Here is a 25,814-nt window from a genome sequence, read left to right as displayed (position 1 = left end):
TTATGTAATATCTGTATGTACTCCGGAGGTATATTCCTGTTTCTCCTAAGTAAACTTCCGTTTCCGCCGGGAGAAACTTCCGTTCCCATTAGGGGAAACGACAGTTCCCTTTAAAGGAAACGCGCGTTCCCCTTAAGGGAAACCGGAGTTTCTTCCGGGGGAAACGGACGGGTACTCCTTTTATCCGTTCGGAAACCTCAGAGTGAACGTGCTTCCTTTGCCCGGTTCGCTCTTTACCGTTACGCTTCCGCCGTGCTTTTCGGTCATGGTCTTGACATAGAACAGACCGAGACCGTAGCCCTTCACGTTGTGCAGATTGCCGGTGGGAACGCGGTAGAACTTATCGAATATGTGGCTCTGCTTTTCGGGAGCGATACCTGTTCCACGGTCACTGATGGCGATTTCAACAAACTCTCCTTGTCCGGCAGAGGCGGTTTGCCGGCAACGGATGTTTACGTCCGCTGCTTCGGGCGAGTATTTTATGGCATTGTCAATCAGGTTGCTGATGATGTTGCTGAAGTGCGTACGGTCTGCCGTGAGGGTAAGTCCGGCAGGCTCGATGTCCGTAGAGATATGCACGGGCTTCTCCGCCTTCAGTTTATGCTGCTCGATAAGCGGTTCGAGAATGCTTTCCATGGACAGCGGTTCCGGATGCAGGCGGAAGGTCTTGCGGCGTTCCATGCTCATGGAGAGTATCTGCTCGACAAGTCCGCTGAGCCGTTGCAACTGCTCCTGGCAGATGCGCAGATACTTGTCGCGTTGTGCCTTTTCTTCCGCCTGGTTAAAGTTCAGCAGGGCATCGTTGGCGGCATAGGCTACGGCGATAGGGGTTTTCAGTTCGTGGGTGATGTTGTTGGTAAAGTCGCTTTTCATCTCCTCCAGCGTCTTTTGCTGCAAGATGGTGCGGATAAGTATCCAGAACGCGAAGCAGAGGATGATGAGGATAACGAACGAGGTAGTCAGAATGCCCGACATCTGCTTCAGCACCAACGGGGTAACGGGTTCCATCCAAAGGCGGTAGCTCTGATGGGTACTGATGTCGAAAGCGTACTCGTATAGCTTGGCTTCGGGGCTTGGAACGTATCCGGGAGTACCGGCCACGGCAAGCGTGTCTGTAAACGTATGGGGAGATGCTTTGTCGTTCGTATAGATATGCTCCAGGCGGTGGGGCAGCGTGATGCCCCGGTCTTTGAGCTGAAAGGTGAGCAGGCTGTCGTATACAAGGACATCGGGGTCGGAAATGACATCCAGGCCGGAGTGCAGGCCGCGCTGGAAATATGTGGCGAGTTCCAGCATGCTGTTCTGGTCGCGCAGAATAACATCCAGCCCGCTGTTTGCCCTCAGTGCGGCCTGGGGCGGAACATCGGTGTCTTTTATGGCGGCTTCCAGCTTCTTTTGGGCTGAATCGGCATTCAGCCATTGAGCCTTGTTCCGGTCTTTGTTCCGTTCTATGAAAAGTACATCGTCGGAGTCCGGGACGGCGATGCCATCACGGGTGATAATAGCCTGTACGGAGGAATTGTCCGAGATACTCATCAAAAGGGTGTCGCTCTTTTGATGAATGACCTGCTGGTCGGAGGTTTCTTCTTTCCGGCCGTTGCGGTCTATGCTGGTGGTGCTGTGTACATAGGTTTTGTTTTGCGTTCCGTCTTTCTCGAATCCGGCGGATACGCTCACTGTCCCATGGTCGGCACTGTCCTTGCGCATCCTTTCCACACGCAGCATCATTTCGTTATAGTCGCTCATGCGCATGGCTTCTATGATGTTGCGCTCCAGGTCGTTGCGCATGGTGCGGTACAGCCCGCCGAGCCAGTAGGCCTGGTAGGAGAAGATACCCGCCAAAGACAGGATAACGAGTATGGCAATGTATTTCAAAGGCAGTTTCATGGTGGTTCCTTGATATTTGTGCAGGCAAAGATAAGGAGTTATGGTGTGCGGTGTATCGTGCGATAAGACTAAATAACACTTCCGGTAACAGTAGATAACACTTGGTAAGCAGGCGATAACACAAAGTCGGGCGGGTAATGCCGTACTTTGCGGTGTGAAAACGAACTAAAACATCAAATACAATAAATTAAAGCATCGAATACGTATGAAACGATTTTATCTGTTATCAGTAATCAGCCTTTTTAGTGCCGGCATCTCCGCCCAGGAAATCACCGGCGGAGAACGTACCCTCAGCGCCGACAGCATCATTACCTCGGATGCCCGCCTGGACAGTATCTACCAAAGCCTGCCCGAAGTGATGATTACCGGCGAACGCCCCGTAGTCAAAGCCTCGCAAGGCAAACTGGTGTATGACTTGCCGCAGCTTATCCGCGACCTGCCTGTGGACAATGCCTACGATGCCGTAAAGGAACTTCCCGGCGTAACCGAGATGAACGGCGGCTTGCAACTGGCAGGGCAGGGTGTCACCGTTATCCTGAACGGAAAAGTGACCACCCTCAGCGTCGAACAGCTTTACACACTGTTGCGGAGTATCCCCGCAAGCCGGATAGAAAAAGCCGAAGTGATGTACAACGCACCCGCCCGCTACCAGGTGCGTGGCGCACTTATCAACGTGCAACTGAAGCAAACCGCGGACGGTCCCTCTTCCTGGCAGGGCGAACTCTACGGCAAATACAATCAGAAGCATTACGAAGGTTTTGAGGAGCGCGCCAGCCTGTTATATAACGGAAATAAATTCTCAACGGATTTTCTTTACTCGCACAAACACGGCCGTACTTACACTACGACGGACAAAGATGCTATGCACGCTTTGGCGGATGGCTCGGTGTACCCGATGGCAACCGATGAGGTACGCCGCGGCCGTTCGCATACGCATAGTTTCCGGGTGGGAGCCGATTATACTATCGCTAAAGACCATCAGTTGAGCTTTGTTTATAACGGTAACTATACAACGTCTCACAACCGGATGAATATCAACGGTTCGCAGCAGTCCGCCACGTTGAGCAACAGTACCGACTGGCTTCACAACGGCCGGCTGGACTATTCCACGCCTTTCGGCATGAAAGCCGGTGTGGAGTTCACGTACTACCGTTCTCCGTCCGACCAGTTGCTGAACAGCCGCCTGCTGGAAAACGACGAGCTTGACTTCTTTACACAGGACTGCCAGCGCATTAACCGCTGGAAAATGTTTCTGGCGCAGGAACACAGCCTGGGCAAGGGCTGGGGACTGAATTACGGTATTGTCTATACCACCGGCATCGACAACAGTTACCAATATTACTACGACCCGGAGACCGGCGAACAGTTGGGAGATGAAAATACAACTTCGTTGGCAGCCGGTGATAATTCCGCCGGTAACTTCACTAATATGAAATCCCGCAAACGGGAAGAGACGCTGAACATCTATGCAGGTTTCAGCAAGAGTTTCGGCGATAAGCTCTCGCTGGATGCCTCGCTGGCTGTGGAGCGTTATAAAACGCCCGTTTGGAACCAGTGGGATTGGTATCCTACCGTCAACCTGAACTATATGCCTGCCCCCGGACATATCCTGCAACTTGCGCTGAGCAGCGATAAGCACTATCCCGACTATTGGGCCGTGCAGGATGCCGTTTCTTATATCGGCGGCGGATATTCCGAGATTCACGGCAACCCTCTGCTGAAACCTGCGCAAAGCTATGAGTTTCAAATGAACTATATCTTAAAGAGCAAGTACATCTTCAGCACCTGGTTCAGCCACACCAAGGACTACTCGGTACAGACGCTTTACCAGTCCTCGCAACGGCTGGTCGAAATCTATAAATACCTAAACTTTGACTACCGTCAACAGTTTGGCATACAGGCATCAGTGCCCTTTAAGGTAAAGAACTGGTTGAATTCCCGCCTGACCTTTATCGGTATATGGCATCGCGAGAAAGACAGCGACTTTTGGGATATCCCCTTCGACCGCAAGCAGTGTTACGGCATCGCCCAAATGAACAACACCTTCACCCTTTCCACCAAGCCCGACCTGAAGCTGACCGTCACCGGATTTGTGCACAGCAAAGCGATTCAGGGAATTTACGACCTGCCTGTTTCCGGCAATGTAAATGCCGCCTTGCGCTATGGCTTTGCCAAGGGAAAGGCTGTCCTGAATCTGTATTGCAACGATATATTCGAGACCGGGCAGATTTCTCCGCGCATCCGCTTCCAGACGCAGAATGTAACCAACCATTACTCTTGTTTCCGCGAGTTGGGCGTATCGTTCACATATAAATTCGGCGGTTATAAGGAAAAGAAGCGGGAAGGAGTGGATACGTCACGGTTTAAATGATTGTTTGATAACCAATCCTGTTCGGGTAGTTAAGCTGATACTAAATTCTTTTTCATATACCAGCATTTTCCCTTCTTTTTTGTACTTTTGCAACTTTCAAAAAAACAAAGTTGTTATTTAAAGAAAAGACCCTGTATATGAAATCGGATATCGAAATAGCACGCAGCATTGAACTGAAGAAAATAAAGCAGGTTGCCGAAAGTGTCGGCATTCCCCGTGAAGAAGTAGAGAACTACGGCCGCTACATTGCCAAGATTCCCGAACACCTGATTGACGAGGAGAAGGTAAAACAGAGCAACCTGATTCTGGTAACCGCCATTACGGCCACAAAGGCAGGCATTGGTAAAACCACGGTCTCTATCGGCCTGGCATTGGGACTGAACAAGATAGGCAAGAAAGCCATCGTAGCCTTGCGTGAACCCTCGCTGGGCCCGTGCTTCGGCATGAAGGGCGGAGCGGCAGGCGGCGGCTACGCGCAGGTACTTCCTATGGAGAAGATAAACTTACATTTCACAGGAGATTTCCATGCCATCACTTCCGCTCACAATATGATTTCCGCTTTGCTGGATAACTATATCTACCAGCATCAGGCGGACGGATTCGGTCTGAAAGAAATCATCTGGCGACGTGTGCTCGATGTGAACGACCGCTCCCTGCGCAGCATTGTCACCGGACTTGGACCACGTACCAACGGGGTTACCCTGGAGTCCGGTTTCGACATTACGCCTGCATCGGAGATTATGGCAATTCTCTGTCTGGCAAAGGATACGGAAGACCTCCGCAGACGTATCGAAAATATCATACTCGGTTTCGACTATGAAGGCAAGCCGTTTACGGTGAAAGATTTAGGTGTGGCGGGCGCCGTCACCGTACTGCTGAAAGACGCCATTCATCCCAACCTGGTACAGACCACCGAAGGAACAGCCGCTTTTGTGCATGGTGGTCCGTTCGCAAATATAGCGCATGGCTGCAACTCCATTCTCGCTACCAAAATGGCTATGACCTTCGGCGATTACGTAGTGACGGAAGCCGGCTTCGGTGCGGACTTGGGAGCGGAGAAGTTCTATAATATCAAATGCCGCAAAAGCGGTCTGCAACCCAAGCTGACCGTTATCGTCGCCACTGCACAGGGATTGAAGATGCACGGTGGTGTCAGTCTCGACCGTATCAAGGAGCCGAACATGGAAGGACTGAAGGAAGGCTTCGGCAATCTTGACAAACACATCCGTAACCTGCGCTATTTCGGGCAGACCGTTGTGGTTGCCTTCAACCGTTTTGCCAGCGATACGGACGAAGAGGTAGAAGCTATCCGCCGTCATTGCGAAGAGGATTTGAAAGTGGGCTTTGCCATTAACAATGCCTTTGCCGAGGGTGGGGAAGGTGCGGTGGACTTGGCTAACCTCGTTGTGGAAACAATCGAAAAGAAACCATCCGCCCCGCTGCAATACACTTACGGGGAAAACGATACCGTACAGCAGAAGATAGAGAAAGTGGCCTGCAACCTTTATGGCGCAAGCGTAGTGACCTACAGCAGCGCTTCACGCAAGATGATGAAGCTTGTCGAGGAAATGGGTATTGCACATTATCCCGTCTGCATAGCCAAGACGCAATACTCTTTCTCTGCCGACCCCAAAATATACGGCGCTGTCAATAACTTCGAGTTCCACATCAAGGACATCGTTATCAACAACGGTGCGGAAATGCTCGTTGCCATTGCCGGTGAGATACTCCGCATGCCGGGGCTGCCCAAAGTGCCGCAAGCGGAGCACATCGACATAGTGGACGGCAATATAGAGGGGCTTTCCTGAGCCTTCTTAAATAGAGAATTGAAAATTGAGAATAAAAAAATAAGCTGCGCAAGGTTCGTTTGAACTGCGCAGCTTATCTTTTTTACTTTTTATTGTAGAAACTATTATTTCCCGATTTCATAATCAGTAAGCGAACAGCGGATATTCCTTCATCTTGGCATTTACGCGTGCGCGGACGTCGGCAATGACCTGTTCGTTTTCTACGTTGGAGAGAACGGTCTCAATCATTTCGGCGATTTCCAGCATCAGGTCTTCTTTGGCGCCGCGGGTTGTAATGGCGGGAGTACCCAGACGGATACCGGAGGTCTGGAATGCGGAACGGGTATCGAACGGAACCATGTTCTTGTTCACGGTGATGTCGGCAGATACCAGTGCCTTTTCGGCTACCTTACCTGTCAGGTCGGGATATTTGCTGCGCAGGTCTACCAGCATGGAGTGGTTGTCCGTACCGCCGGAAACGATGGTAAAGCCACGGTCTATCAGGGCTTGTGCCAGCGTAGCGGCATTCTTCTTCACCTGTTTGGCATATTCTTTCCATTCCGGTTGCAGAATTTCGCCGAAGGCAACGGCTTTCGCAGCGATGACATGTTCCAGCGGACCGCCCTGAATGCCGGGGAATACGGCAGAGTCGAGCAATTGGGACATCATCTTGATTTCGCCCTTCGGTGTTTTCTTGCCCCAGGGGTTGGGGAAGTCCTTGCCCATCATGATGACACCGCCACGAGGACCGCGGAGTGTCTTATGGGTGGTAGAAGTCACGATATGGGCATATTTCACGGGGTTGTCCAGTTCGCCGGCGGCAATCAGTCCGGCAGGGTGTGCCATGTCTACCATCAGGATAGCACCTATCTTGTCGGCTATTTCGCGCATGCGTTTGTAGTCCCATTCGCGTGAATAGGCAGAACCGCCGCCGATAATCATTTTCGGTTTCTCACGCAGGGCCACTTCTTCCATCTGGTCATAGTCCACACGTCCTGTTTCCTTATTGAGGTTGTACTCGCAGGGAGTGTAGATAATGCCGGAAGTATTCACTGACGAACCGTGAGAAAGGTGACCGCCGTGTGCAAGGTTGAGGCCCATGAATTTGTCGCCCGGGTTCAGCACTGCGAGGAATACGGCAGCGTTGGCCTGTGCACCTGAGTGCGGCTGTACGTTTGCCCATTCTGCGCCGAAAATCTGTTTCAGGCGGTCGATGGCAATCTGTTCGCTTTGGTCTACAACTTCGCAACCACCGTAATAACGTTTGCCGGGATAGCCTTCTGCATACTTGTTGGTGAGGCAGGAACCCATTGCCTGCATAACTTGGTCACTTACGAAGTTCTCTGATGCAATCAGTTCAATACCTTTGAGCTGACGTTGATGTTCTTTTTCGATGATGTCGAAAATTAAATCGTCTCTTTTCATTCTTGCTTATTAGATAAGTTTGATAATTCTGTATTCTCTTATTAAGCGTACAAATTTAAAGGAAATAAATGAATAAACTGTAAGAAAAGTGAGAAATTTCCTGTCAAAAGAACACTCCAAGCGAAAAACTCAGAACATTCTCCCGCCTGTGAAAACGTATCTGGTTGGCAAGAGGCACTTCCTCGCCGGCATTTTCGTCATAGACCGGCTTGTAGCTGATGCGCTTTGAAATGTTGTGCAGTCCGATGTCGTAGCGGAAATCGAAGAAGATACGGGAAATCGTTACGGCAACGCCGGCGGTGAGGCTGACGTTCAGCGGATAGAGTTCCTCCTCGATGTCCCGCTGGTCGAAATTCTCGAAAGTGACCTTGCTCTGCCTGTCCCAGATGTAGCGTATTTTCGGTCCGCCGAATACGGCAAGGCTGTAAGGTCCTTCCTTAATGATGTTGTATCCGTAGATTACGGGAATCTCAAAGCTGTGGATAGACGAGGTGATAGAGGCCATTTCGGGTATGCTGCTTTCGGGTGCGTCTTCGGGCAGCGGCTTCTCGAAGGTGATGTTGCAGCGGTTTATCGTGTACGACAGTTCCGGTTGCAGGAAGTGGCGATTGAAGTTTATCCGCATGAAGAACGAGCCGAAATAACCTATCTTATAGTTATTCTGCACCTCGTCGATGACAGTACCGTTCAGCACTAAATCCGATACGAGGAAGAGCGAAGAGGTAAACCCGCCCTTGATACCGAAGTTCACCCGCCGGTCGTGGCGGTGGGTGTGCTGGGGGTGTTCCGGTTTATCCGTTCCGGGCACAACCGGCAGTTGTCCCCACATGGCTGTGGAGAAGGCCAGCAAACAAACCCCGAAAAGTAACCATCTTCTTCCCATAATCAATTTTTATTTATTACTTTTTCTTCTCTACCGACCAGCCGAATTTCCCGATTTTCTCTCCCAGTCCGTAATAGCCGCCATGCACGTAGACCAGCAGGTTGGATTCTGCCAGCTCCAGTTTTCCGGTTTCCGTATTCAGGTGGGAGGTGTCGGCGCGTACATTCACCACATCGGCAATGAACATGTCGTGCGAGCCGAGGGCGACGATTTCCTTTACCCTGCACTCGATGCACAAGGGAGACTCCTCGATGAGCGGGGCGCTGACAACGGTACTTTTGCCGGGTGTCAGCTTCATCTCCTCGAATTTATTGTAGTTCTTGCCCGAACGTACGCCGCACCAGTCGGTGGCGCGCGCCATGTCCTTGGTTGTCAGGTTGATGACAAACTCCATGTTGCGCTTGATGATGTCGTAGGAGTGACGTTCCGGCCGCACGGAAATGTAGCACATGGGCGGGTTTGTACAAATGGTTCCCGTCCATGCAACGGTCAGTATGTTATATTCTTCCGGGGTGCTTCCGCAGCTCACTAGTACGGCGGGCAGCGGATAAATCATGGTTCCCGGTTTCCAGTCTTCTTTCATCAGATTATCTCTATGTCCTCTCTTGTCTGTTCTTTCTCGCAATAGTGGCATTTGATTACGCAGTTCTCCTTGTCCACCACATGAAACAGGGTAGGCATCGGTTCGTTGTTGGTGATGCACTTGGGATTGGCGCATTTTACGATGCCGCGCAATTCGTCGGGCAGTTTCACTTCACGTTTCTCCACCACTTCGTAGTCGCGGATGATGTTCAGCTTTACGTTGGGGGCAACTACGGCAATGCGGTTTATCTCATCGTCGCAGAAGAACTTATCCGCTATTTTGATGATACCCTTTGTTCCCAGCTTCTTGCTTTTGAGGTTGAAACCGATAGTAATGTTGTTGTTCATCTGCTCCAGTCCCAGCAATGATACTACTGTAAACAGCTTCTCAGAGGGTATATGGTCGATGACAGTGCCGTTTTCCAATGCGGCCACCTGCAATTCTTGTTTTTTCATGTCTCCTAAATAAAACCAGTAATATACTTCCTTATACTTTACTTAACATCGTCCAGCGTAATGCCAAGCACATCGCACAGAATGGCTTCGCGTGCATAAAGTCCGTTTTGCGCCTGCTGGAAATAGTATGCCTTCGGGTTGTCGTCCACATCGAGGGCTATCTCGTTGACACGGGGCAGCGGATGCAGGATGCGCAGGTTGGGGCGGGTATGTTCCAGCATTTTGTTGCGCAGGATATAGATATTCTTCACGCGTTCGTACTCCATGAGGTCGGTGAAGCGTTCGCGTTGCACACGGGTCATGTAAAGGATGTCCGCATCGGCTATTATCTCTTCCGTAAAGTCGGTGTGCTCCACAAATCTGATGTCGTGTTCGCGGCAGTAAATCTTGTACTCTTCCGGCATTTTCAGCTCTTCGGGAGCGATGAAATGAAAGGTGGGGTTGAAGTGCCGCATGGCCATCAGCAGGGAGTGTACGGTACGGCCGTATTTCAAATCGCCTACCAGGTAGATGTTCAGGTTCTCCAGCGTACCTTGCGTCTTGTAGATGGAGTAGAGGTCGAGCATCGTTTGCGAGGGATGCTGGTTGGCTCCGTCTCCGGCATTGACGATGGGCACTGTGGTCACCTCGCTGGCATAGCGTGCAGCTCCTTCCAGATAGTGGCGCATCACGATGATGTCGGCATAGTTGCTTACCATCTTGATGGTATCTTTCAGTGTCTCGCCTTTGGACGAGCTGGTAGCTTTGGGGTCGCTAAAGCCGATGACACGTGCGCCGAGCCGGTTGGCGGCGGTTTCAAAGCTTAAGCGGGTGCGGGTGGACGGCTCGAAAAATAGGGTGGCGACAACTTTACCGTCGAGCAGATGCCTGTTGGGTTTTGCCTCGAACTCTTTCGCCATATTGAGCATATAGAGGATTTTCTCTTTGCTGTGTTCGGCGATAGTGACTAAACTTCTGTTTTCCATATCGTTGATATTCGTTTTACTTTTCGAGAGTGTAAAGTTGCAAAAAAAATATGGGTTATGAAAATCTCCGGGAACTTTTATTCTTTTTCCATTACTTTCGCCGTTGGCAAGGCCTGTACGGATTTTGCGCTGTACGGACTTGGCGGTTTGTGTTTAATTCTCGTTAAAATGAAAAGTCATGTTTAAAATCTGTATTGTATTCAAGATAAGTATCCGGCGCGACGGCGGCTCTCCGTGCCGGAAAAGGAAAAAGGAAGAGTCTCCCGCCGTTTCCGGCAGTTTCTCCGGGTTTGTCCGCGAGGAGATTGCGCGCACCCGTCTCATGCACCGCCACAGTACGGCGGGCAATTATGCCACTGCGCTCCGTTCGCTCCTTGCGTTTCATGGCAAAAAGGACATCTCCTTTGCCGAGGTGGACAGCAGGCTGATAGACGCTTACGGGGAATGGCTCCGGAGAAGGGGGATATGTAAGGACACCTTGTCCTGCTACATGCGCTCTTTGCGTGCTGTCTACAACAAGGCGGTGGAGCAGGGGCTTACGGAGCAGAAAGAACCTTTCGGCAATGTGTTTACGGGCATTTCCCGCACCCGGAAACGTTCGATAGAGAAGGCGGACATCAACAAGCTGCGTGCCGTGCAGGTGAAGCCCGGTTCGTTTATGCAACTGGTGCGCGACGTGTTCCTGTTCTGCTTCTATGCCTGCGGCATGCCTTTTGTGGATGTGGCTTTCCTGAAGAAATCGCAGATAAAGGGCGGCATCCTTGTGTATCACCGGCGCAAGACCGACCAGGTGGTGCAAATCAAGCTGGAGCCGTGCATGCAGGAGATAATCAACCGTTACCGGTCGGACGGCAGCGACTATGTGTTCCCTTTTCTTACTTCGCAGGACGAAGATACGGCGTACAGGGAGTACAAACGCAAGTTCTCCTATTATAACAAGACGCTGAAAACTCTGGGAAAGCTGGCGGGGGTAGACAAGCCGCTCTCTTCGTACGTGGCGCGCCACACCTGGGCTACGCTGGCTTTCATGTCCTCGGTGGACATGTCTGTCATAGCGCAGGCGCTCGGACATACCGATGTAAAGACTACCCGGATTTATGTGGAGGATATCGGGAATGGAAAGCAGAATTCTGCCAATAAGAAGCTTTTGGATGAGGTGTTGAGGAAGTGTTCCTCTGTACAAGAGGTCACCTCTGTACAAGAGGTACAATAATTTTCAATATATTGAGTATCAACAGTTGCCGCATGTATCCCTCTTGGAAAAGGCTTGGAACAGATATTTCAGCCTTGAAAAAAAGGCAGTTTTTTTTTGCTTATTTTATTTAATCTGCATATCTTCGCAGCCGTTATAGTGCTCTATTCCGATTTCTGTGAGTTCTCACTCTTGTACAGAGGTGGTATAAAAAGGCTATATCCTTATTGATAACCGCATTTTCCTGCCGTATATCCACGAGGCGGGGAGAAGGGGTTGTCTATCTTTTTTTAGCCTAAGTCCGATACATATTTTCTTGCATGGTTCTGCCCGTAGCGGGAGCTTTCCCGGTTGCGGACGGCAGTGGCTGTGCCCTGATTTTTCCTTGATTTTCTTCTTTATTTCATGTATTGTTTACGGTTTTATATTTCTATTCATGTCATCATAGCGTATTCGCCGGACTTATAAGGTTCGCGTGTTCCGCGACCTGATAACGTTGCATATCCTTTCCGTTGCAATACTGTTTTTTGTATCGGACTTGCATTTTTCCATCATGTGGATTTTAACAGATAATCAAGCCCGATATGGACGATTTTGATGATCAAATCAAGCAAACAACAAAAAATCCCTGGTATGCTGTCCGCACATTCAACTGCCAGGAGTTAAAAATCAGTGATTTTTTAAGAGAGAAAAAGAAAGTGCATTTTGTTCCGATGACCTATGTTGAAAAGGAGAAAGAAGGGAAAACAAGGAAAATGCTTGTCCCGGTAGTTCACAATCTGGTCTTTTTACAGAAAAACGAGAGCCGCAAGGCAACGCTTGCGATGCTTAAGGAGTGCGATGTTCCTTTCAGCGTGCTTTGCGACAAAGAAACGAAGCATCCCTGTGAGATACCCGACAAGCAGATGACCGAGTTCCGCATATTATGCGACCCCGATTTTAAAGACACCTTATATATAACGCACGAAGAGGCCGAAGCGAAACCCGGCAAGAACGTCCGTATCATTCACGGGCCCTTTGCCGGGATAACGGGTAAGCTGCATCGTGCCCGCGGCGGCTACTATTTCATAAAGACGCTTGCCGGTGTAGGGGTGATGATGCGCATTTCCCGCTGGTATTGCGAAGTGACGGAATAACCGCCTGCCATTCGGGCCGTATAAGCCGGTTGCATGTATTTTAATCTAAAAAACAGACAATAATGAAAGAAAAACTCCTTTCCCGCATTGCGGAAAGAAAAATCACGGTAGGCGTCGTGGGCTTGGGCTATGTGGGCCTGCCCCTTGCCGTAGAGAAAGCCAAGGCAGGTTTCAGGACTATCGGCTTCGACGTGCAGGAAGAAAAAGTGAAACTGGTGAATGCCGGACACAACTATATCGGCGATGTGGTCGATGCGGAGCTGGCGCAGCTGGTACGGAACGGTACGCTCAGCGCCACTTCCGATTTTTCCTTTATAAAAGATGTGGATTTTGTAGCCATCTGTGTGCCTACGCCTTTGGATGTGCACCAGGAACCGGACATCAGCTATGTGGAGAGTTCGGCGAAATCAATAGCCGGGCATCTGACTGCAGGCACCATCGTGGTGCTGGAGTCCACAACCTATCCCGGCACTACCGAAGAGCTTATAAAACCGATTCTTGAGAGCGGGTCGGGCTTGAAGTGCGGCAAGGATTTCTATCTGGGCTTTTCGCCCGAACGGGTAGACCCCGGCAACGCGGTTTACAAAACCAAGAACACGCCGAAGGTGGTAGGCGCCGTAGGCAAAGACGCCCAGGATGTGATTGCCGCCATGTACGGAGCTGTGCTGGGCGATAAGGTGCACGTCGTTTCTTCGCCTGCCGTGGCGGAGATGACCAAGATTTTGGAGAATACCTACCGCAACATCAACATTGGGCTGATTAACGAGCTGGCCATCCTGTGCAACCGCATGGGCATCGACCTTTGGGAAGTGATAGAGGCAGCCAAGACCAAGCCTTTCGGCTTCACCGCATTCTATCCCGGACCGGGGCTGGGCGGGCATTGCATTCCCCTGGACCCCTACTATCTCACCTGGAAGGCGCGCGAGTACGGCTTCCATACATCGATGATAGAGGCTTCCATGATGATAAACGACCACATGCCCGAATACACCGTGGAGCGTTGCGGCAAGATACTCAACCGCCACCGCAAGGCATTGAACGGCTCCAGAGTGCTGGTGCTCGGCGTGGCATACAAGCAGGATATAGACGATTACCGCGAGAGTCCCGCCCTGCGTGTCATCGAGGAGCTGGAGAAAACAGGGGCGTCGGTCACCTTCTACGACCCTTACATCCCCGAGTTCCGGTATCACGGCAAATCGCATAAAGGCGAAGTCGCCCTCTCCGCCGGACTGCTGCGGAATACCGACCTTGTGGTTGTGACCGCCGCACACACCAATGTCGATTACGATTTTGTACAGCGATACGCGCATGCCGTTTTCGACACGAAGAACGTGATGAAGGCGGTTGCAGTGAGAACCAACATTGAAGTGCTTTAGAGCCAGTTTAAATATTCTTCTTATTATATGGATAAAAAAATATGTGTTATCGGCGGCGGCAGGTGGGGAAAGAACCACATCCGCACATTGGCGGGGCTGGGTTGCCTTGCCGCAGTGGTAGAGGCGGATGCCGCCAGGCTGAAAGAGTATACGGAGCTGTATCCCGGAATAAAGGGATATGCGGACATGGACGAAGCCATTGCCTGCGGTTACGACGGATATACGGTTGCGCTTCCTGCGGAACTTCACTATCCGGCAGGCAGGAAACTGCTGGAAAAAGGGCTGAACGTTATGCTGGAAAAGCCGATGACGCTCACCGCCGCGCAGTCTGCCGAACTGGTGGAACTGGCGCAACGCACGGGAGCGCGCCTGATGGTGGGGCATGTCTTGCTGTTTCATCCGGCGTACCGTAAGATAAAAGAGGTGATAGACAGCGGCAGGCTGGGCAAGCTTTTCTACCTCTATTCCAACCGGCTGAACCTGGGTACGGTGCGCACGGAAGAAAGCGTGTTTCCCTCGTTCGCGCCCCACGACATTTCGGTGCTGGACTACCTCACGGGCGCTTCGGCATGCAGGATAGAGGCGAAAGGAGCGAAGTTTCTCCAGGACAGGGTGTACGACAGTACGCTGGTGCAACTGGAATATCCCGGCAACGTGCATGCCCACATCTACGTATCCTGGCTTCATCCCTACAAGCAGCAGTTGCTGGTGGTGGCGGGCAGTAAAGGCATGCTTTCCTTCGACGATGCCGCGGACGGGAAGGAAATCCGTTTCTACAACAAGCGGATAGACTTCGAGAACGGCGTACCCGTCAAAGTGGAAGCTCCGGACGAAATCATCCCTTACGAGAAGAAGATGCCCCTGGAAGAGGAACTGAGGTACTTCGTGGAGCATCTCGACTCCACCATCGGGACAAACAGCGGAGAGGCAGGTTATGAAGTAGTAAAAGTACTGGAAACCGTACAACAAATCATAGAAAACAATGGACAACAAGAATGACTGTTTCGTTCACCCCAGCAGCTATGTAGACGAGGGTGCAACGGTGGGAAAAGGAACTAAAATATGGCATTTCTCGCATATTCAGAAGGGAGCGGTTATCGGAGAGAACTGTTCGCTGGGGCAGAACGTGAACATAGCGAATAACGTAAAGGTGGGCAACGGCGTGCGCATCCAGAACAACGTGTCGGTTTACGAAGGCGTGGAGCTGGAGGACAACGTATTCTGCGGCCCTTCCTGCGTGTTTACCAACGTCGTTACTCCACGGGCGCATTTCCCCGTACACGGCGTATATGCCAAGACCCTGATTAAAGAGGGTGCTTCGTTGGGAGCCAACTCCACCGTGGTCTGCGGGCATACGGTAGGCAGGAGCGCGCTCATCGCCGCGGGCGCCGTAGTAACAAAAGATGTACAGGACTATGCGCTTATGGCGGGAGTCCCGGCACGCCGCATAGGCTGGGTATGTGAGTGCGGCGCACGCTTGGATGCTTCGCTTGCATGTTCGTGCGGCAGAAAGTACAAGGAGGAAAACGGCAACCTGCTTGCCGTACCATCGGCGGATTTTTGATAGGTTTCAAGTCCCCGATTCTCATACCAGAATTATTTACGATAAAACAGGTTTATATCATGCAATTCAGAGATTTAAAGAAACAGTACAGCGTACTGAAGCAAGACATAGACGCCGCCATGATGGAAGTAGCGGCATCAAGCGCCTTTATCATGGGCCAACCCGTGAAAGAGCTCGAAGCCGGGCTGGCGGAGTATGTAGGAGTGAAACACTGCATTTCGTGCGGCAACGGTACGGACGCGCTCACCCTTGCCCTGAAAGTATGGAACATCGGTGCGGGAGATGCCGTATTCGTGCCCGACTTCACTTTCTTTTCTTCGGCAGAGGTCATCTCGCTGGAAGGGGTCACACCCGTTTTTGTGGATGTGGATGGCGATACGTTCAATATGGACGCCTCGGATTTGGAACGGAAGATAGCCCGTACCATAGAGGAAGGCAGGCTGACGCCCAAGGTCATCATTACCGTCGATTTGTTCGGCCTTCCCGCCAACTATCCCGCTATCCGTAAGATAGCCGATGCCCACCGGCTTTTCATCCTTGAGGACGGTGCGCAGGGGTTTGGCGGCATGATAGGCAACAAGCGTGCATGCAGTTTCGGCGACATCTCCACCACTTCCTTTTTCCCCGCCAAGCCTTTGGGCTGTTACGGCGACGGCGGAGCAGTGTTTACCGACAACGACGAATGGGCCGCACTGGCAGATTCCTACCGGGTGCACGGCAAGGGCATGTTCAAGTACGACAATGTGCGCATCGGCATGAACTCGCGCCTGGACACTTTGCAAGCCGCCATTCTGAAAATAAAGTTCAAGGCTTTCCGCGAGTACGAGTTGCGCGACATTAACAAGGCTGCCGCTCTCTACACCAAGTTGCTGGCGGGCAGGGTAAAGACTCCTGTCACGCCCGAAGGCTACTATTCGAGTTGGGCGCAGTACACCATTTGCCTCAATAGCAGGGAAGAGCGCGATGCACTTCAGGCGTGCCTCAAGGAGCAAGGCATTCCGTCCATGGTCTATTATCCTACGCCTATGCACGGGCAGACTGCCTATAAGGCATTGAATGCCCCTACAGATTGCTGTCCCACGGCAAAGCGGCTTTGCGACACGGTGCTGTCACTGCCCGTACATCCTTACATCACGGAAGAAGAGATAGAAACGGTCTGTTCCGTGATACTCGGTTTCGTAAGATAGGGCACGTTTCCCGGTTCGTAAGGTAAGTCACGTTTTCCAACCCAATACACAAGTTTATGTCCTCTGCATTCCGCCGGAATTTTCTGATACTCTGGTCCGACCTGCTGATTGCCCTGTCCGCCTTCTGGCTGGCACGTTACTTCGGCGATATGCCCCGCTGGTACTGGCTGGTGCTTTCGGCGGTTGTCTGGGTGGTGCTGGGCGGAGTGTCGCGCAAGTTGCAGTTCGGTGCATACAAGAGGATACGTTATGCGTTTCTGGGAATCTTCGCGCTGGACGTACTTTCGGGGCTGTTCCTCTGCACCCTGTACCGGCATTGCGTGCCCGGCTACGAATACGACTATTCCATTATTCTTGCCACCGGCATCATCATTGTGCTCGAATGGGCGTTGTACTGTGCCGTCAGACGGCTGGTTTACCGGAAAATCCCTTTCTTCTACGAAGAGCCTCTGCTGGACGATGTGACGGAAGTGGGGATAAACACAGGCATCGAACACACGGAGCTATTGGAGAACCGTGACGTGACGCTGCTGCTGAGGCTCGTGCACGAAACGGAGAACTCCTCGGAGCTGCTCCGCCGGATACAGGAAAGCCGTGAAGCGTTTTCGCCGGTAACAATGCTCATGGACTCGCCGGAACCCGAAGCCGTGCTTGCGCATAAAGTGCGCCTGCCCCGGCTCGTTATCCACCGGTGTCCGCTCAACCGTGTGCGGCACATCAACACCCTCTTCTCCTATACCAACTATTGCATGGAGAGAGGGGGACTTATTGCCTGCCACTGTACCACAGCGGGCATCCGCCGCGAGAAGATAATGCGGCAGAATCCGGTAGTCATTAACCGTGTCCTCTTCTTCCTGGATTATTGCTGGCACAGGATAATCCCCAAGCTCTCTTTCACCAGGGATTTCTATTTCGGGCTGACGAAAGGGCAGAACCGTGCGCTTACGCGTGTCGAGGTTCTGGGGAGGCTGTACCGTGCCGGGTTTGATGTGCTTCACGAGGAGATTGTACACGGAGAGTTCTACGTCATTGCCGCGAAGGTGAAAGAACCGGTACGCGACGACAAGCCTTCAGGCGGACTGCTCATCCGTCTGAAGCGGAAGGGCAAAGGCGGTAAAATCATCGGTGTGTACAAGTTCAGGACGATGTATGCCTATTCGGAATACCTGCAACCGTATATCTATAAACAGGCGGGACTGTGCAGCGGCGGCAAGATTGCCGGTGACTACCGTGTGAACGCTGCCGGACGGTTTCTCCGGAAAACCTGGCTGGACGAACTGCCCATGCTGATAAACTGGATGAAGGGCGATTTGAAACTGGTAGGTGTGCGTCCGCTGAGCAGCCATTATTTCAGCCTTTATTCCGAAGAGCTCCGTGCGCTGCGCATCCGGACGAAACCGGGCCTTATTCCGCCTTTTTATGCGGATATGCCCGGTACGTTGGATGAAATACAGGAAAGCGAACGCCGCTACCTGGAGCAGTATCTCAGAAGCCCTTTCCTTACCGACTGGCGCTATTTTTGGAAAGCTTTCCGCAATATAGTGTTCCGGGGAAAGAGAAGCCGGTAAAGGAAACTTCCGGCTTTCATCAGGTCAGCTTATGCAAGACGTGATACCGAAAACACCTGCCAATGCAGTGGCTACTGTAATGATTACTTTGAGGACGACGCCCCATACCGATTTTGATTTTGTGCTCATGTTGTTTGGTTTTAGTGTAAAAACAAGTGTTCAAGGCATTATCCTAACGGATTTTCCTCTTCGCCGCCGTCGCCGCCGGGTTTGTTTTCACTGCCGGGTTCGCTGCCGTCCACATTGTATTTGTAAGCCTCTTTCAGTTGGCCTTCCAAATTAATCTGGGCGTTGCTCAATTCGCCCGTGGCGCGTGCACGGAGCTTCAGGCCTTTCACATTGTCCGCCAGCGTAAAGTCGGCAGCCGAGGCGGCACCCTTTCTGCTTACGATGCCTACGGAGAAAATGGCGAGGTCGTCCAGCTTTACGTTCTTGCCGTCCAGGATAAGCTCTTTGGTGCAGGAAATCATGTCGGTCAGCACCCCCTTAATCAGCCCCTCCGAATAGGGCGTGTTGTGGTTGGCCATATGCTTGGCAAGCCTTTCGGTATCGAAAGTGTCCTCAATCAGCGGACGTGCATACCACAGTCCTTTCAACGGGCTTTTTTCGCCGGTCATTTGATACTTTTTGTAACGAATCATACTCTTTTGTTTTTTTAGTTTTCAAATTAAAAAATTCTATATCCTTGTTGCAACAATACGAAGATACGACATAGCCTAAGGGCATTTATCACTATTCGTCCGTTACGGTTCGTTACTGTACGTTATATACAGATATAACGGCTGTGATGTGGAGATATTTACGTATCTTTGGCTTATATAAAAACAAAGAATTCAAAAGATATGGAAACTTTCAAGATACGTACATACGGGCGCACGGAACTTGCCCAGCTCTACAGTCCGGGACTTTGCCCGCAAGCCGCCTTCCGCAAGCTGAACCAGTGGATAGATTTCCACCCCACACTGCGGAGCAGCCTTCATGCACTGGTCGCCTCGGACAAAACGCGGACATACACGCCGGCGCAAGTACGGCTCATAGTCGAGGCGTTGGGCGAACCGTAAACTACCCTCGACTTTAGCGTCGTAACATAGCCCTTTAGCCGCACAGTATAGCTCTTTAGCGCCGTAGTGTAGCCCTTTAGTTTCTCGGCAGCTCCACCACGCGATACCCCCGCTTGCCGTTCGACCTCGTCAGTTCGAAGCCCGCCTGTTTCATCACAAGCCCTATCTTTACGGGGCTAAGGTAGTGCTTCACGGCAGAGTTGATGCGGCTCAGTATATCGGTGGTAGATACGAACGTACCTTCTTCGCCCGGCAGGGGGCAACGGTAATAAGCCTGTATCAGTTCGCGCTCCATGCTGGGCACTTCGAAATTACGGTTGTGCAGGTTTACGAGCTTTATCTCCTCGTCCTCAAACCAATAGCGCATGCCGCCTTTCCAAAGTGCATACGCCTGCGAGTACACCCCCTCGTAATCCACGGGATGCGTATAAGGATTGTCGATGCTGCTGATTTCGAACGGCAGCCAGCGGCGGTTACCCGTGAGGTCCGTCAGGAACTGCACGTTATTGGTTGTTCCGCACAGGCTGGCAATGTGGGCGCGGTGCTCTTTATAATGCGCATAAGCCATTCGCTCGTTCACCACCTTCTGGGTGGTCATCGCCTTAATCTGGTTCAGCTCCGACGCCCCCAGTTCGTCTATTTCCTCCATGCAGATAAAGACGAATTCCGCCAGCGAAAACATATCGTCTTTGGTAATACGGTTATTGTTGGACTTGATATAAAAATAGCGTTGCAGCGCAGGCGGCAGCAGCTTGTTGAGCCAGGTCGTCTTGTAGCTGCCCTGAGGCCCGATCAGTACGAAAATCTCGTGGTTCACCGTTTCCCGGTCAAAGAGGGAGGCAATGGAGGCTACGAGCCATTTCTTGAAGTAACCTTCGAATACGGACTGTTCGCTCTTTACGTGCACCGTGGCGGCAAGCCGCCCGATATGGTCGGTCACACCGTCCCAGGGTTTCAGCCCTTCGAAGTAGTCGGTAAAAGGATTGAACAGAACAGTATATTCCGAATTCAGTATTGCACGGATGTCATTGATGCGCACGGTTTTTCCCTGCTTGCTCATACGGCTCCATAGGGTGTTGACAAAACGGTCGTCTATCTCCGTATATTCCCCTTCGGCGCCGTCTGTTCCGGCAACGGCCGTCTCGCACTTCCCGGTGGCCTCATTGTACCGGAAACGGGCCTGCGTGTCGAGGAAGCGTTCGATGTCCTCCACACTGGCAAATCCGTCGTTGCCGCCGGCATTCGGCCTCCCTTGCAACGGACGCCGCCCATGCTCCTCGGTGCGCTGGTAGCACGACCGGAAAACGGCGGCTACATCTCCGTCGTAGTCGGCAAAGCGTTTCACCGCCCACCCGGTAGCGCTGGCTTGCGCCACTCCGTAGGCATTGAGCAGATACCCCATGCGCATGATGTATTGGTTGCGCTGGTGTGCCTCGTAAACGATGCCCTGTTCTGCCAGTTCGCCGGCAGCGGCAGCAACCGCTTTCTCCAGCCGCCTGTTACGGATAGAGGATTTGGCGGGCTGCTCTTTCTTGTCGCCTTTCAGTTCGACGGGCATGGCGGCGGCATCGGGATTGAAGTAGACGTCGGGGTCGTGTGCCAGTCCGCTGAGCCTCGTGATATTCTTGCATTTCAGGTCGCATTCGCATCCCAGCAGGTCGGCATAATAGCGGTTGCCCTGCTCGAAGATTTTAGAATAGACTTTCCGGTTCTTCTCCGGAGTGGCCGTCAGGCAGTCCGTACGGTAGATAATGCGAAGCCCCGTACCGCTGATAGTGGTGTAGGACAGCAGCGTATGCTTGTCGGCGCGGACACGTCCGATAAGTTCCGGCAGGCGGTCGGCGTCGATATGGTCGATGTCTGCCAGCGCCAGCGAAGTCCAGCCCGTGATGTTCTCTGCCTGCTTGCCGCCTCCGAAGCACACGGCAACGGCAAAACACGGGCAGGCGGCTTTCTCCCATGCAGCGGCAGCCTTTTGCCCGTTATGACTGTAATAGCGGTGTTTCTCGGTACGGTCGCGCACCAGTGCATCGTTGCGGATAAGGTTTACGATTTCCTGTAACGTGCTGTCCTGCGGATGTGTATCCGAGTAACCTTTGAAAAGGCTGATTGAAGTTTCTTTCATTATTATCGTTATTAGGGTTTTTACGGAGTGAAGTTCCGAATAAAGCGCCGGATACGGAAAACAGCGGTTCCCGCATGTGGGAACCGGACAGATGATATATTAACATTATTAACTTTTAAAAGCATTTATAGATGACTCAAAATCTGAATCAGGAATTCGTCCATTTGGAGCTCGGCGACTACCTGGAACTGCTCCAAAACACGATTCTGGTAGGTGGCAAACGCCTGAACGACAAAGAGATTTGCCGTAAAATCTCAATGAGTCCCCAGACCTATGGCAAGGTAAAAAGGGCGAAAGTTTAAAGCTGAGCCAGTATTACAGTGTGTTCCGCATCTACCGGGAAGAGCTGAAAAACCGCCCTGCGGAACTGTATAACGTATTGACAGAGTTGGGCTTACGGCTCGAAGCGGACTATCTGCGACTGCATGTCCCCCGCCCGTAGTTGACAGGTTGCCAGCCATATTTCCAACTTTTACAGGGGGATGTGTTTTACAAATGATAAATGTAATCGTTACATTTATTAATAATTTCTCGCGCGCGTAACGAAAAGTTATAAAAGAGGGTGGCAACCTGTCATATCCGGAGTTCCATACCGGCAACATCTCGGTTTTCTGCCTGACGGACGGCAAGCGCTTCGTGATGATTGAGGAACCGGACTTTATCGTGAGCCGTATCCGGAACAGCGCCGGGTGCGGGGAGAAAACGGACGAATAAACAAGAAGATAGCTTCTTATTAAAATCGGGGTCAATTTCAGTAACGAGGCGAGGAATGTCGAGAGCTGGATTATTGAGTAAGAAGCCGGTACGTTCGGCAAATATTCACTGAAATATTTGTTGTCATCAATTTAAATGTCGTTCTTTGTACGAGAAAAAGGTAAACTTATGTGTAAATTCTCAGAAGACAGCAGACAAAAATTGGGTAATGCCGTCATCTATATTGCCAATCATACGGAACAGCTCAGTAAAACGAAATTACTAAAACTGCTGTTTTTAATGGAGGAATATATGGTGAAACGTTATCATGTACCTTTCATGGGGTTGCCTTTTGAGATATGGCAAGCCGGGCCCGTTGCCAAAGATATTTTCATCGATTTGTCCGACGGCCCTTTCCTGTTGAAAGATTTTGTAAAAACAGAGGTACAAAAAGATGCTACGTATATAAGGGCAATCAAGCCTTTCTGTGATGATGAGTTCTCGGACTGCGAAATGGAGATGATGGATGAAATCATCCGGAAGTATGGCAAGAAAACAGCCAAACAGTTAGTGGCGGAAGTGCATAAAGAGGGCTCTTTATGGTTCAATGCCGCTAAAAAGCATGGATTGCTGACTGCCTTCAACAAAGGTTTATGCAATAATTCCGATTATACCATAGATTTCTCTGAGGAATTGTCCGATTGTGCGCGGGAAGATTACAAGGAGAGCCTTGCCATTCATCAGACTGCCAATATCCTAAAAGCTCAGGAACATGTTTAAGGAGGGTAACTTACTGAAATTTTCTCCTTTTATATTTAAAAACGGAGCTTGTCCTAAAAATAAATTTTTCGTTGTGCTTAAAGAAGCGGAGAATGCGATGATACTGGCATCCTTACCCACTTCTAAAGACCATGTACCTGCCGATATGCAGTTACAGGAGGGATGTATGGAAATTCCCGACCGTCAGATAAACATTTATATTTTTCTTGCCAAGCAAAATATAGCTATACATCCCGATACGCAGCTTCCGTTCTCTTTTAATTTGAATACTTTCATTTACGGTGCAGATATAGACAGTTATCCCGTTACAGTTTTCCAAGAACAGATTGAGAACGGAGAAACCAAAGTCGAATTAATGGGTAGACTGACCGAGGAACAGTTCTCTGCCTTAAAAGATTGCCTGAAAGGATCGAAGATGACAAAAAGGCGTTTTAAGAGAATGCTATAAATTTTGAACGTGTAATAAATAAAAAGGAGATAGGTTCATTTAACTCCTTTAACCATATCCTTATATATTTTTCAATGCCCGAATCATTGAAGCAAAAAGCCATATCAGGAATGATATGGAATGCGGTAGAACGCTTTGGCTCGTCATTTTTCTTATTTGTTTCCAACCTTGTATTAGCCCGTTTACTGTCTCCGGATGATTTCGGATGTATCGGTATGCTGTTGGTCTTTATCAGCATATCCGACGCTATCGTCGACGGTGGCTTCGGAAGTGCGTTGATTCAAAAGAAAAATCCAACCGCAACAGATTACTCGACAGTGTTTTATTGGAATCTGAGTTTATCATTTGTATTGTATGCAATGTTGTTTTTAACAGCTCCTTTGATAGCAGACTTTTATGAGATTCCTTTGCTGAGCGATATATTGAAGATACAAGGTATTATTCTCGTAATAAATGCTTTAATGCTGGTACAGCAGAATGTATTGAGAAAGCAACTGGCATTCGGACGAATCGCAAAAATTAATTTGAGTTCCGTTATCTTCGGTACTTCGGTAGGAATTTTATTCGCTTATTGGGGGGCAGGAGTATGGAGCTTAGTTGCAAAATTACTTGTTACAGGAATAGTACAGTGTTTGGCATATTGGAGATATAATCGTTGGAGACCGTTGTGGGTATTTGACTGGCAGTCTATTACCAGCTTACTGAATTTCGGGAGTTTCATGTTTTTCAATTCGATATTGAATCGCCTTTATTATAACGTACTTTCATTGATTATCGGGAAGTGTTTCTCACCTATGGAATTGGGGTATTATACTCAAGCCGGAAAGTTGCAGGATGTACCGCGGAACTGTATTTCTTCGGCTGTTATAAATGTGACTTTCCCTATCTTTTCGGGTATCCAAGATGACATAGCAAGACTAAAAAATGCTTTTTCAAAATGTATCAGGTCGATAGCATTCGTTTATTTTCCAATGGCGATAATTCTGATTGTAGTAGCACGACCATTGATTACCGTTTTGTTTACGAGTAAGTGGCTTCCGATGATTCCCTATTTTCAACTTCTTACTGTCGCCGGTTTACTGACTACTCTGTTCGAAACTCATACGAATGTCATCAAATCTTTAGGAAAAAGTAAGGGAGTCTTTATTTTAGAATTTGTACTTAGGACGATAGGGCTGATTATTATTGTTATCAGCATTAAGTTTGACATGATTGGCCTACTTATAGGATATACGTTGTCTCAGTTCTTGTTTTATATCGGAGCTTCCATGTATGTGGGAAAACTGATTCACTATGATTTCAGAACCCAATTCGGAGACATTTTTCTTACACTATTCATTGCGGTATTGCCAGCAATTTTTGTTTATTGGGCATCTTCCTTTTTCATTGTTGCACCTGTTTGGCAGGTTATTATTCAGGCTTTTGTTTATATTGTCATGTACGTTCTTTTTTCTAAACTGTTCAAAATTAAAGAGTTTGACTTTTACTGCTCGAAGTTAAAGAGATTGATTATAAAAAAATGTAATCCTATTTATTTATATGATACCTAAAATTATTCACTACTGTTGGCTTAGTAATGATCCTTACCCGGATAAAATAAGGAAGTGCCTGGAAAGCTGGCATCGATACTTGCCGGATTACAAATTTATTCTATGGAATAGGGATAGCTTTGATATTGATTCTGTAACTTGGACTAAACAAGCCTTTGAAAGAAAAAAATATGCCTTTGCAGCAGATTATATTCGAATATGGGCATTAAAGAATTACGGAGGTATATATTTGGATTTAGACGTGGAGGTTCTAAAAAAGTTCGATGATTTATTAGAACTGCCATATTTTATGGGTATAGAAAGATATGAATTAACGAATGCAGTGGAGGCGGCAGTATTGGGGACTGAAAAAAATCATCCTCTTTTTTCTATGTTGTTGAGATATTATGAACAACGGTCTTTTATATCAAATAATGGAGAAATGGATACTACGCCATTGCCGGTCATAATAATGAAATGCTTTAAAGAATATAATTATCAGGTAAAAAGAATCAAGGATATAACGCAATTTGATTTTTCTGATAAAGTTGTGTCGGTATTTCCGCATTATTATTTTTCTCCGAAGGATAATAGAACCAATAAAATTCGGATTACCCCCCAAACATATTCAGTTCATCATTTTGAAGGGAGTTGGACTGCAAAAGAGAAAAAAACTTTTCCGTATTTACTAAAACGTGTTGTTGGTGATAGCATCTATTACTCACTTTTTGCAGAGCCGTATTTTAGGATAAAAGACTTTCTGAGGAAAACAATAGGAGCAGATAAATTAAGATAAAAT

General features: G+C 49.7%; 24 protein-coding genes. 15 read left to right on the top strand and 9 right to left on the bottom strand.

The features are described from left to right. Positions 1-180: 180 nt before the first annotated feature. Positions 181-1,887 (bottom strand): sensor histidine kinase KdpD, encoded by a 1,707-nt coding sequence (locus H8S52_RS05105; protein ID WP_016662721.1) that lies wholly within the window; start codon positions 1,885-1,887, stop codon positions 181-183. 205 nt (positions 1,888-2,092) lie between these two features. On the opposite strand from H8S52_RS05105, the gene H8S52_RS05100 reads away from it, so the two are divergent. Next, on the top strand, positions 2,093-4,258 hold the full coding sequence (locus tag H8S52_RS05100) for an outer membrane beta-barrel family protein (protein ID WP_186909412.1): 2,166 nt from the start codon (positions 2,093-2,095) through the stop codon (positions 4,256-4,258). Positions 4,259-4,395: 137 nt separating this feature from the next. Next, positions 4,396-6,066, top strand: coding sequence for a formate--tetrahydrofolate ligase (locus tag H8S52_RS05095; protein ID WP_117903712.1), 1,671 nt, complete (start codon positions 4,396-4,398; stop codon positions 6,064-6,066). A gap of 123 nt (positions 6,067-6,189) precedes the next feature. Here H8S52_RS05095 and glyA read toward each other — a convergent pair whose 3' ends face one another. From glyA to pyrB, 5 genes are all read right to left on the bottom strand, one after another. Continuing rightward, positions 6,190-7,470: a serine hydroxymethyltransferase gene (glyA, locus tag H8S52_RS05090; RefSeq protein WP_005653938.1), complete on the bottom strand. Its 1,281-nt coding sequence runs from the start codon at positions 7,468-7,470 to the stop codon at positions 6,190-6,192. Positions 7,471-7,573: 103 nt separating this feature from the next. After that, positions 7,574-8,353: a porin family protein gene (locus H8S52_RS05085; RefSeq protein ID WP_117906236.1), complete on the bottom strand. Its 780-nt coding sequence runs from the start codon at positions 8,351-8,353 to the stop codon at positions 7,574-7,576. 16 nt (positions 8,354-8,369) lie between these two features. After that, positions 8,370-8,936, bottom strand: coding sequence for a flavin reductase family protein (locus H8S52_RS05080; protein ID WP_005653942.1), 567 nt, complete (start codon positions 8,934-8,936; stop codon positions 8,370-8,372). Further along, the gene (pyrI, locus tag H8S52_RS05075; protein WP_005653943.1) at positions 8,936-9,391 is read right to left on the bottom strand and encodes an aspartate carbamoyltransferase regulatory subunit; all 456 of its coding nucleotides are present in this window, start codon (positions 9,389-9,391) and stop codon (positions 8,936-8,938) included. Before pyrI ends, H8S52_RS05080 begins: the two co-directional genes overlap by 1 nt. 38 nt (positions 9,392-9,429) lie before the next feature. Beyond that, positions 9,430-10,356 (bottom strand): aspartate carbamoyltransferase, encoded by a 927-nt coding sequence (gene pyrB / locus H8S52_RS05070; RefSeq protein ID WP_005653945.1) that lies wholly within the window; start codon positions 10,354-10,356, stop codon positions 9,430-9,432. 178 nt (positions 10,357-10,534) lie between these two features. On the opposite strand from pyrB, the gene H8S52_RS05065 reads away from it, so the two are divergent. The 7 genes from H8S52_RS05065 to H8S52_RS05035 all read left to right on the top strand — a co-directional run bounded on the left by H8S52_RS05065 (position 10,535) and on the right by H8S52_RS05035 (position 18,379). Then, complete coding sequence (locus H8S52_RS05065) at positions 10,535-11,569, top strand: site-specific integrase (protein ID WP_186909411.1); 1,035 nt, start codon at positions 10,535-10,537, stop codon at positions 11,567-11,569. 563 nt (positions 11,570-12,132) lie between these two features. Then, positions 12,133-12,684 carry a UpxY family transcription antiterminator gene (locus H8S52_RS05060; RefSeq protein ID WP_118155206.1) on the top strand — a complete coding sequence of 184 codons (552 nt, stop codon included), beginning with the start codon at positions 12,133-12,135 and terminating at the stop codon, positions 12,682-12,684. 62 nt (positions 12,685-12,746) lie between these two features. Next, positions 12,747-14,060: a nucleotide sugar dehydrogenase gene (locus H8S52_RS05055; RefSeq protein WP_186909410.1), complete on the top strand. Its 1,314-nt coding sequence runs from the start codon at positions 12,747-12,749 to the stop codon at positions 14,058-14,060. A gap of 27 nt (positions 14,061-14,087) precedes the next feature. After that, the gene (locus H8S52_RS05050; protein ID WP_186909409.1) at positions 14,088-15,059 is read left to right on the top strand and encodes a Gfo/Idh/MocA family protein; all 972 of its coding nucleotides are present in this window, start codon (positions 14,088-14,090) and stop codon (positions 15,057-15,059) included. Further along, positions 15,043-15,624 carry an acyltransferase gene (locus H8S52_RS05045; RefSeq protein WP_117666452.1) on the top strand — a complete coding sequence of 194 codons (582 nt, stop codon included), beginning with the start codon at positions 15,043-15,045 and terminating at the stop codon, positions 15,622-15,624. The genes H8S52_RS05050 and H8S52_RS05045 overlap by 17 nt, the downstream gene beginning before the upstream one ends. 59 nt (positions 15,625-15,683) lie before the next feature. After that, complete coding sequence (locus H8S52_RS05040; RefSeq protein ID WP_186909408.1) at positions 15,684-16,811, top strand: DegT/DnrJ/EryC1/StrS aminotransferase family protein; 1,128 nt, start codon at positions 15,684-15,686, stop codon at positions 16,809-16,811. 56 nt (positions 16,812-16,867) lie between these two features. Next, a complete protein-coding gene (locus H8S52_RS05035) occupies positions 16,868-18,379 on the top strand; it encodes a sugar transferase (RefSeq protein WP_186909407.1) in 1,512 nt (503 codons plus the stop codon). Between the two features lie 24 nt (positions 18,380-18,403). On the opposite strand, the gene H8S52_RS05030 is transcribed toward H8S52_RS05035, so the two are convergent. Next, entirely contained in the window at positions 18,404-18,508 is a 105-nt protein-coding gene (locus H8S52_RS05030) for a smalltalk protein (protein ID WP_181987236.1), read from the bottom strand. Between the two features lie 38 nt (positions 18,509-18,546). After that, positions 18,547-19,020 (bottom strand): DNA-binding protein, encoded by a 474-nt coding sequence (locus tag H8S52_RS05025; RefSeq protein WP_005653963.1) that lies wholly within the window; start codon positions 19,018-19,020, stop codon positions 18,547-18,549. A gap of 201 nt (positions 19,021-19,221) precedes the next feature. Here H8S52_RS05025 and H8S52_RS05020 point away from each other — a divergent pair, with 201 nt between their 5' ends. After that, positions 19,222-19,440: a DUF4248 domain-containing protein gene (locus H8S52_RS05020; protein WP_005653965.1), complete on the top strand. Its 219-nt coding sequence runs from the start codon at positions 19,222-19,224 to the stop codon at positions 19,438-19,440. 76 nt (positions 19,441-19,516) lie between these two features. On the opposite strand, the gene H8S52_RS05015 is transcribed toward H8S52_RS05020, so the two are convergent. Further along, the gene (locus H8S52_RS05015; RefSeq protein ID WP_186909406.1) at positions 19,517-21,565 is read right to left on the bottom strand and encodes a BT4734/BF3469 family protein; all 2,049 of its coding nucleotides are present in this window, start codon (positions 21,563-21,565) and stop codon (positions 19,517-19,519) included. 131 nt (positions 21,566-21,696) lie between these two features. Here H8S52_RS05015 and H8S52_RS05010 point away from each other — a divergent pair, with 131 nt between their 5' ends. The 5 genes from H8S52_RS05010 (at position 21,697) to H8S52_RS04990 (ending at position 25,811) form a co-directional block, all read left to right on the top strand. Beyond that, complete coding sequence (locus H8S52_RS05010; protein WP_016662707.1) at positions 21,697-21,867, top strand: hypothetical protein; 171 nt, start codon at positions 21,697-21,699, stop codon at positions 21,865-21,867. 580 nt (positions 21,868-22,447) lie between these two features. Then, positions 22,448-23,038, top strand: coding sequence for a Panacea domain-containing protein (locus tag H8S52_RS05005; RefSeq protein WP_040315615.1), 591 nt, complete (start codon positions 22,448-22,450; stop codon positions 23,036-23,038). 73 nt (positions 23,039-23,111) lie between these two features. Then, on the top strand, positions 23,112-23,486 hold the full coding sequence (locus H8S52_RS05000) for a hypothetical protein (protein ID WP_231292980.1): 375 nt from the start codon (positions 23,112-23,114) through the stop codon (positions 23,484-23,486). Between the two features lie 74 nt (positions 23,487-23,560). After that, positions 23,561-25,036: a lipopolysaccharide biosynthesis protein gene (locus H8S52_RS04995; protein WP_186909405.1), complete on the top strand. Its 1,476-nt coding sequence runs from the start codon at positions 23,561-23,563 to the stop codon at positions 25,034-25,036. Further along, positions 25,026-25,811: a glycosyltransferase family 32 protein gene (locus tag H8S52_RS04990; protein WP_117954639.1), complete on the top strand. Its 786-nt coding sequence runs from the start codon at positions 25,026-25,028 to the stop codon at positions 25,809-25,811. Before H8S52_RS04995 ends, H8S52_RS04990 begins: the two co-directional genes overlap by 11 nt. The last annotated feature ends 3 nt before the right edge of the window (positions 25,812-25,814 follow it).

Origin of the sequence: Bacteroides sp. NSJ-48 (assembly GCF_014287405.1) — a bacterium.
Taxonomy (GTDB): domain Bacteria; phylum Bacteroidota; class Bacteroidia; order Bacteroidales; family Bacteroidaceae; genus Bacteroides; species Bacteroides stercoris.
This window is presented reverse-complemented; position numbering and strand designations above follow the sequence as displayed.

Bases quoted from the DNA above. Each gene is read 5' to 3' on its own strand.
- H8S52_RS05080 (WP_005653942.1), bottom strand. From the start codon at position 8,936: ATGAAAGAAGACTGGAAACCGGGAACCATGATTTATCCGCTGCCCGCC.
- H8S52_RS04995 (WP_186909405.1), top strand. From the start codon at position 23,561: ATGCCCGAATCATTGAAGCAAAAAGCCATATCAGGAATGATATGGAAT.
- H8S52_RS05030 (WP_181987236.1), bottom strand. From the start codon at position 18,508: ATGAGCACAAAATCAAAATCGGTATGGGGCGTCGTCCTCAAAGTAATC.
- H8S52_RS05095 (WP_117903712.1), top strand. From the start codon at position 4,396: ATGAAATCGGATATCGAAATAGCACGCAGCATTGAACTGAAGAAAATA.
- H8S52_RS05020 (WP_005653965.1), top strand. From the start codon at position 19,222: ATGGAAACTTTCAAGATACGTACATACGGGCGCACGGAACTTGCCCAG.
- H8S52_RS05050 (WP_186909409.1), top strand. From the start codon at position 14,088: ATGGATAAAAAAATATGTGTTATCGGCGGCGGCAGGTGGGGAAAGAAC.
- H8S52_RS05045 (WP_117666452.1), top strand. From the start codon at position 15,043: ATGGACAACAAGAATGACTGTTTCGTTCACCCCAGCAGCTATGTAGAC.
- H8S52_RS05025 (WP_005653963.1), bottom strand. From the start codon at position 19,020: ATGATTCGTTACAAAAAGTATCAAATGACCGGCGAAAAAAGCCCGTTG.
- H8S52_RS05055 (WP_186909410.1), top strand. From the start codon at position 12,747: ATGAAAGAAAAACTCCTTTCCCGCATTGCGGAAAGAAAAATCACGGTA.
- H8S52_RS05035 (WP_186909407.1), top strand. From the start codon at position 16,868: ATGTCCTCTGCATTCCGCCGGAATTTTCTGATACTCTGGTCCGACCTG.
- H8S52_RS05105 (WP_016662721.1), bottom strand. From the start codon at position 1,887: ATGAAACTGCCTTTGAAATACATTGCCATACTCGTTATCCTGTCTTTG.
- H8S52_RS05015 (WP_186909406.1), bottom strand. From the start codon at position 21,565: ATGAAAGAAACTTCAATCAGCCTTTTCAAAGGTTACTCGGATACACAT.
- glyA (WP_005653938.1), bottom strand. From the start codon at position 7,470: ATGAAAAGAGACGATTTAATTTTCGACATCATCGAAAAAGAACATCAA.
- H8S52_RS05040 (WP_186909408.1), top strand. From the start codon at position 15,684: ATGCAATTCAGAGATTTAAAGAAACAGTACAGCGTACTGAAGCAAGAC.
- H8S52_RS05085 (WP_117906236.1), bottom strand. From the start codon at position 8,353: ATGGGAAGAAGATGGTTACTTTTCGGGGTTTGTTTGCTGGCCTTCTCC.
- H8S52_RS05100 (WP_186909412.1), top strand. From the start codon at position 2,093: ATGAAACGATTTTATCTGTTATCAGTAATCAGCCTTTTTAGTGCCGGC.
- pyrI (WP_005653943.1), bottom strand. From the start codon at position 9,391: ATGAAAAAACAAGAATTGCAGGTGGCCGCATTGGAAAACGGCACTGTC.
- pyrB (WP_005653945.1), bottom strand. From the start codon at position 10,356: ATGGAAAACAGAAGTTTAGTCACTATCGCCGAACACAGCAAAGAGAAA.
- H8S52_RS05065 (WP_186909411.1), top strand. From the start codon at position 10,535: ATGTTTAAAATCTGTATTGTATTCAAGATAAGTATCCGGCGCGACGGC.
- H8S52_RS05060 (WP_118155206.1), top strand. From the start codon at position 12,133: ATGGACGATTTTGATGATCAAATCAAGCAAACAACAAAAAATCCCTGG.
- H8S52_RS04990 (WP_117954639.1), top strand. From the start codon at position 25,026: ATGATACCTAAAATTATTCACTACTGTTGGCTTAGTAATGATCCTTAC.
- H8S52_RS05005 (WP_040315615.1), top strand. From the start codon at position 22,448: ATGTGTAAATTCTCAGAAGACAGCAGACAAAAATTGGGTAATGCCGTC.
- H8S52_RS05010 (WP_016662707.1), top strand. From the start codon at position 21,697: ATGACTCAAAATCTGAATCAGGAATTCGTCCATTTGGAGCTCGGCGAC.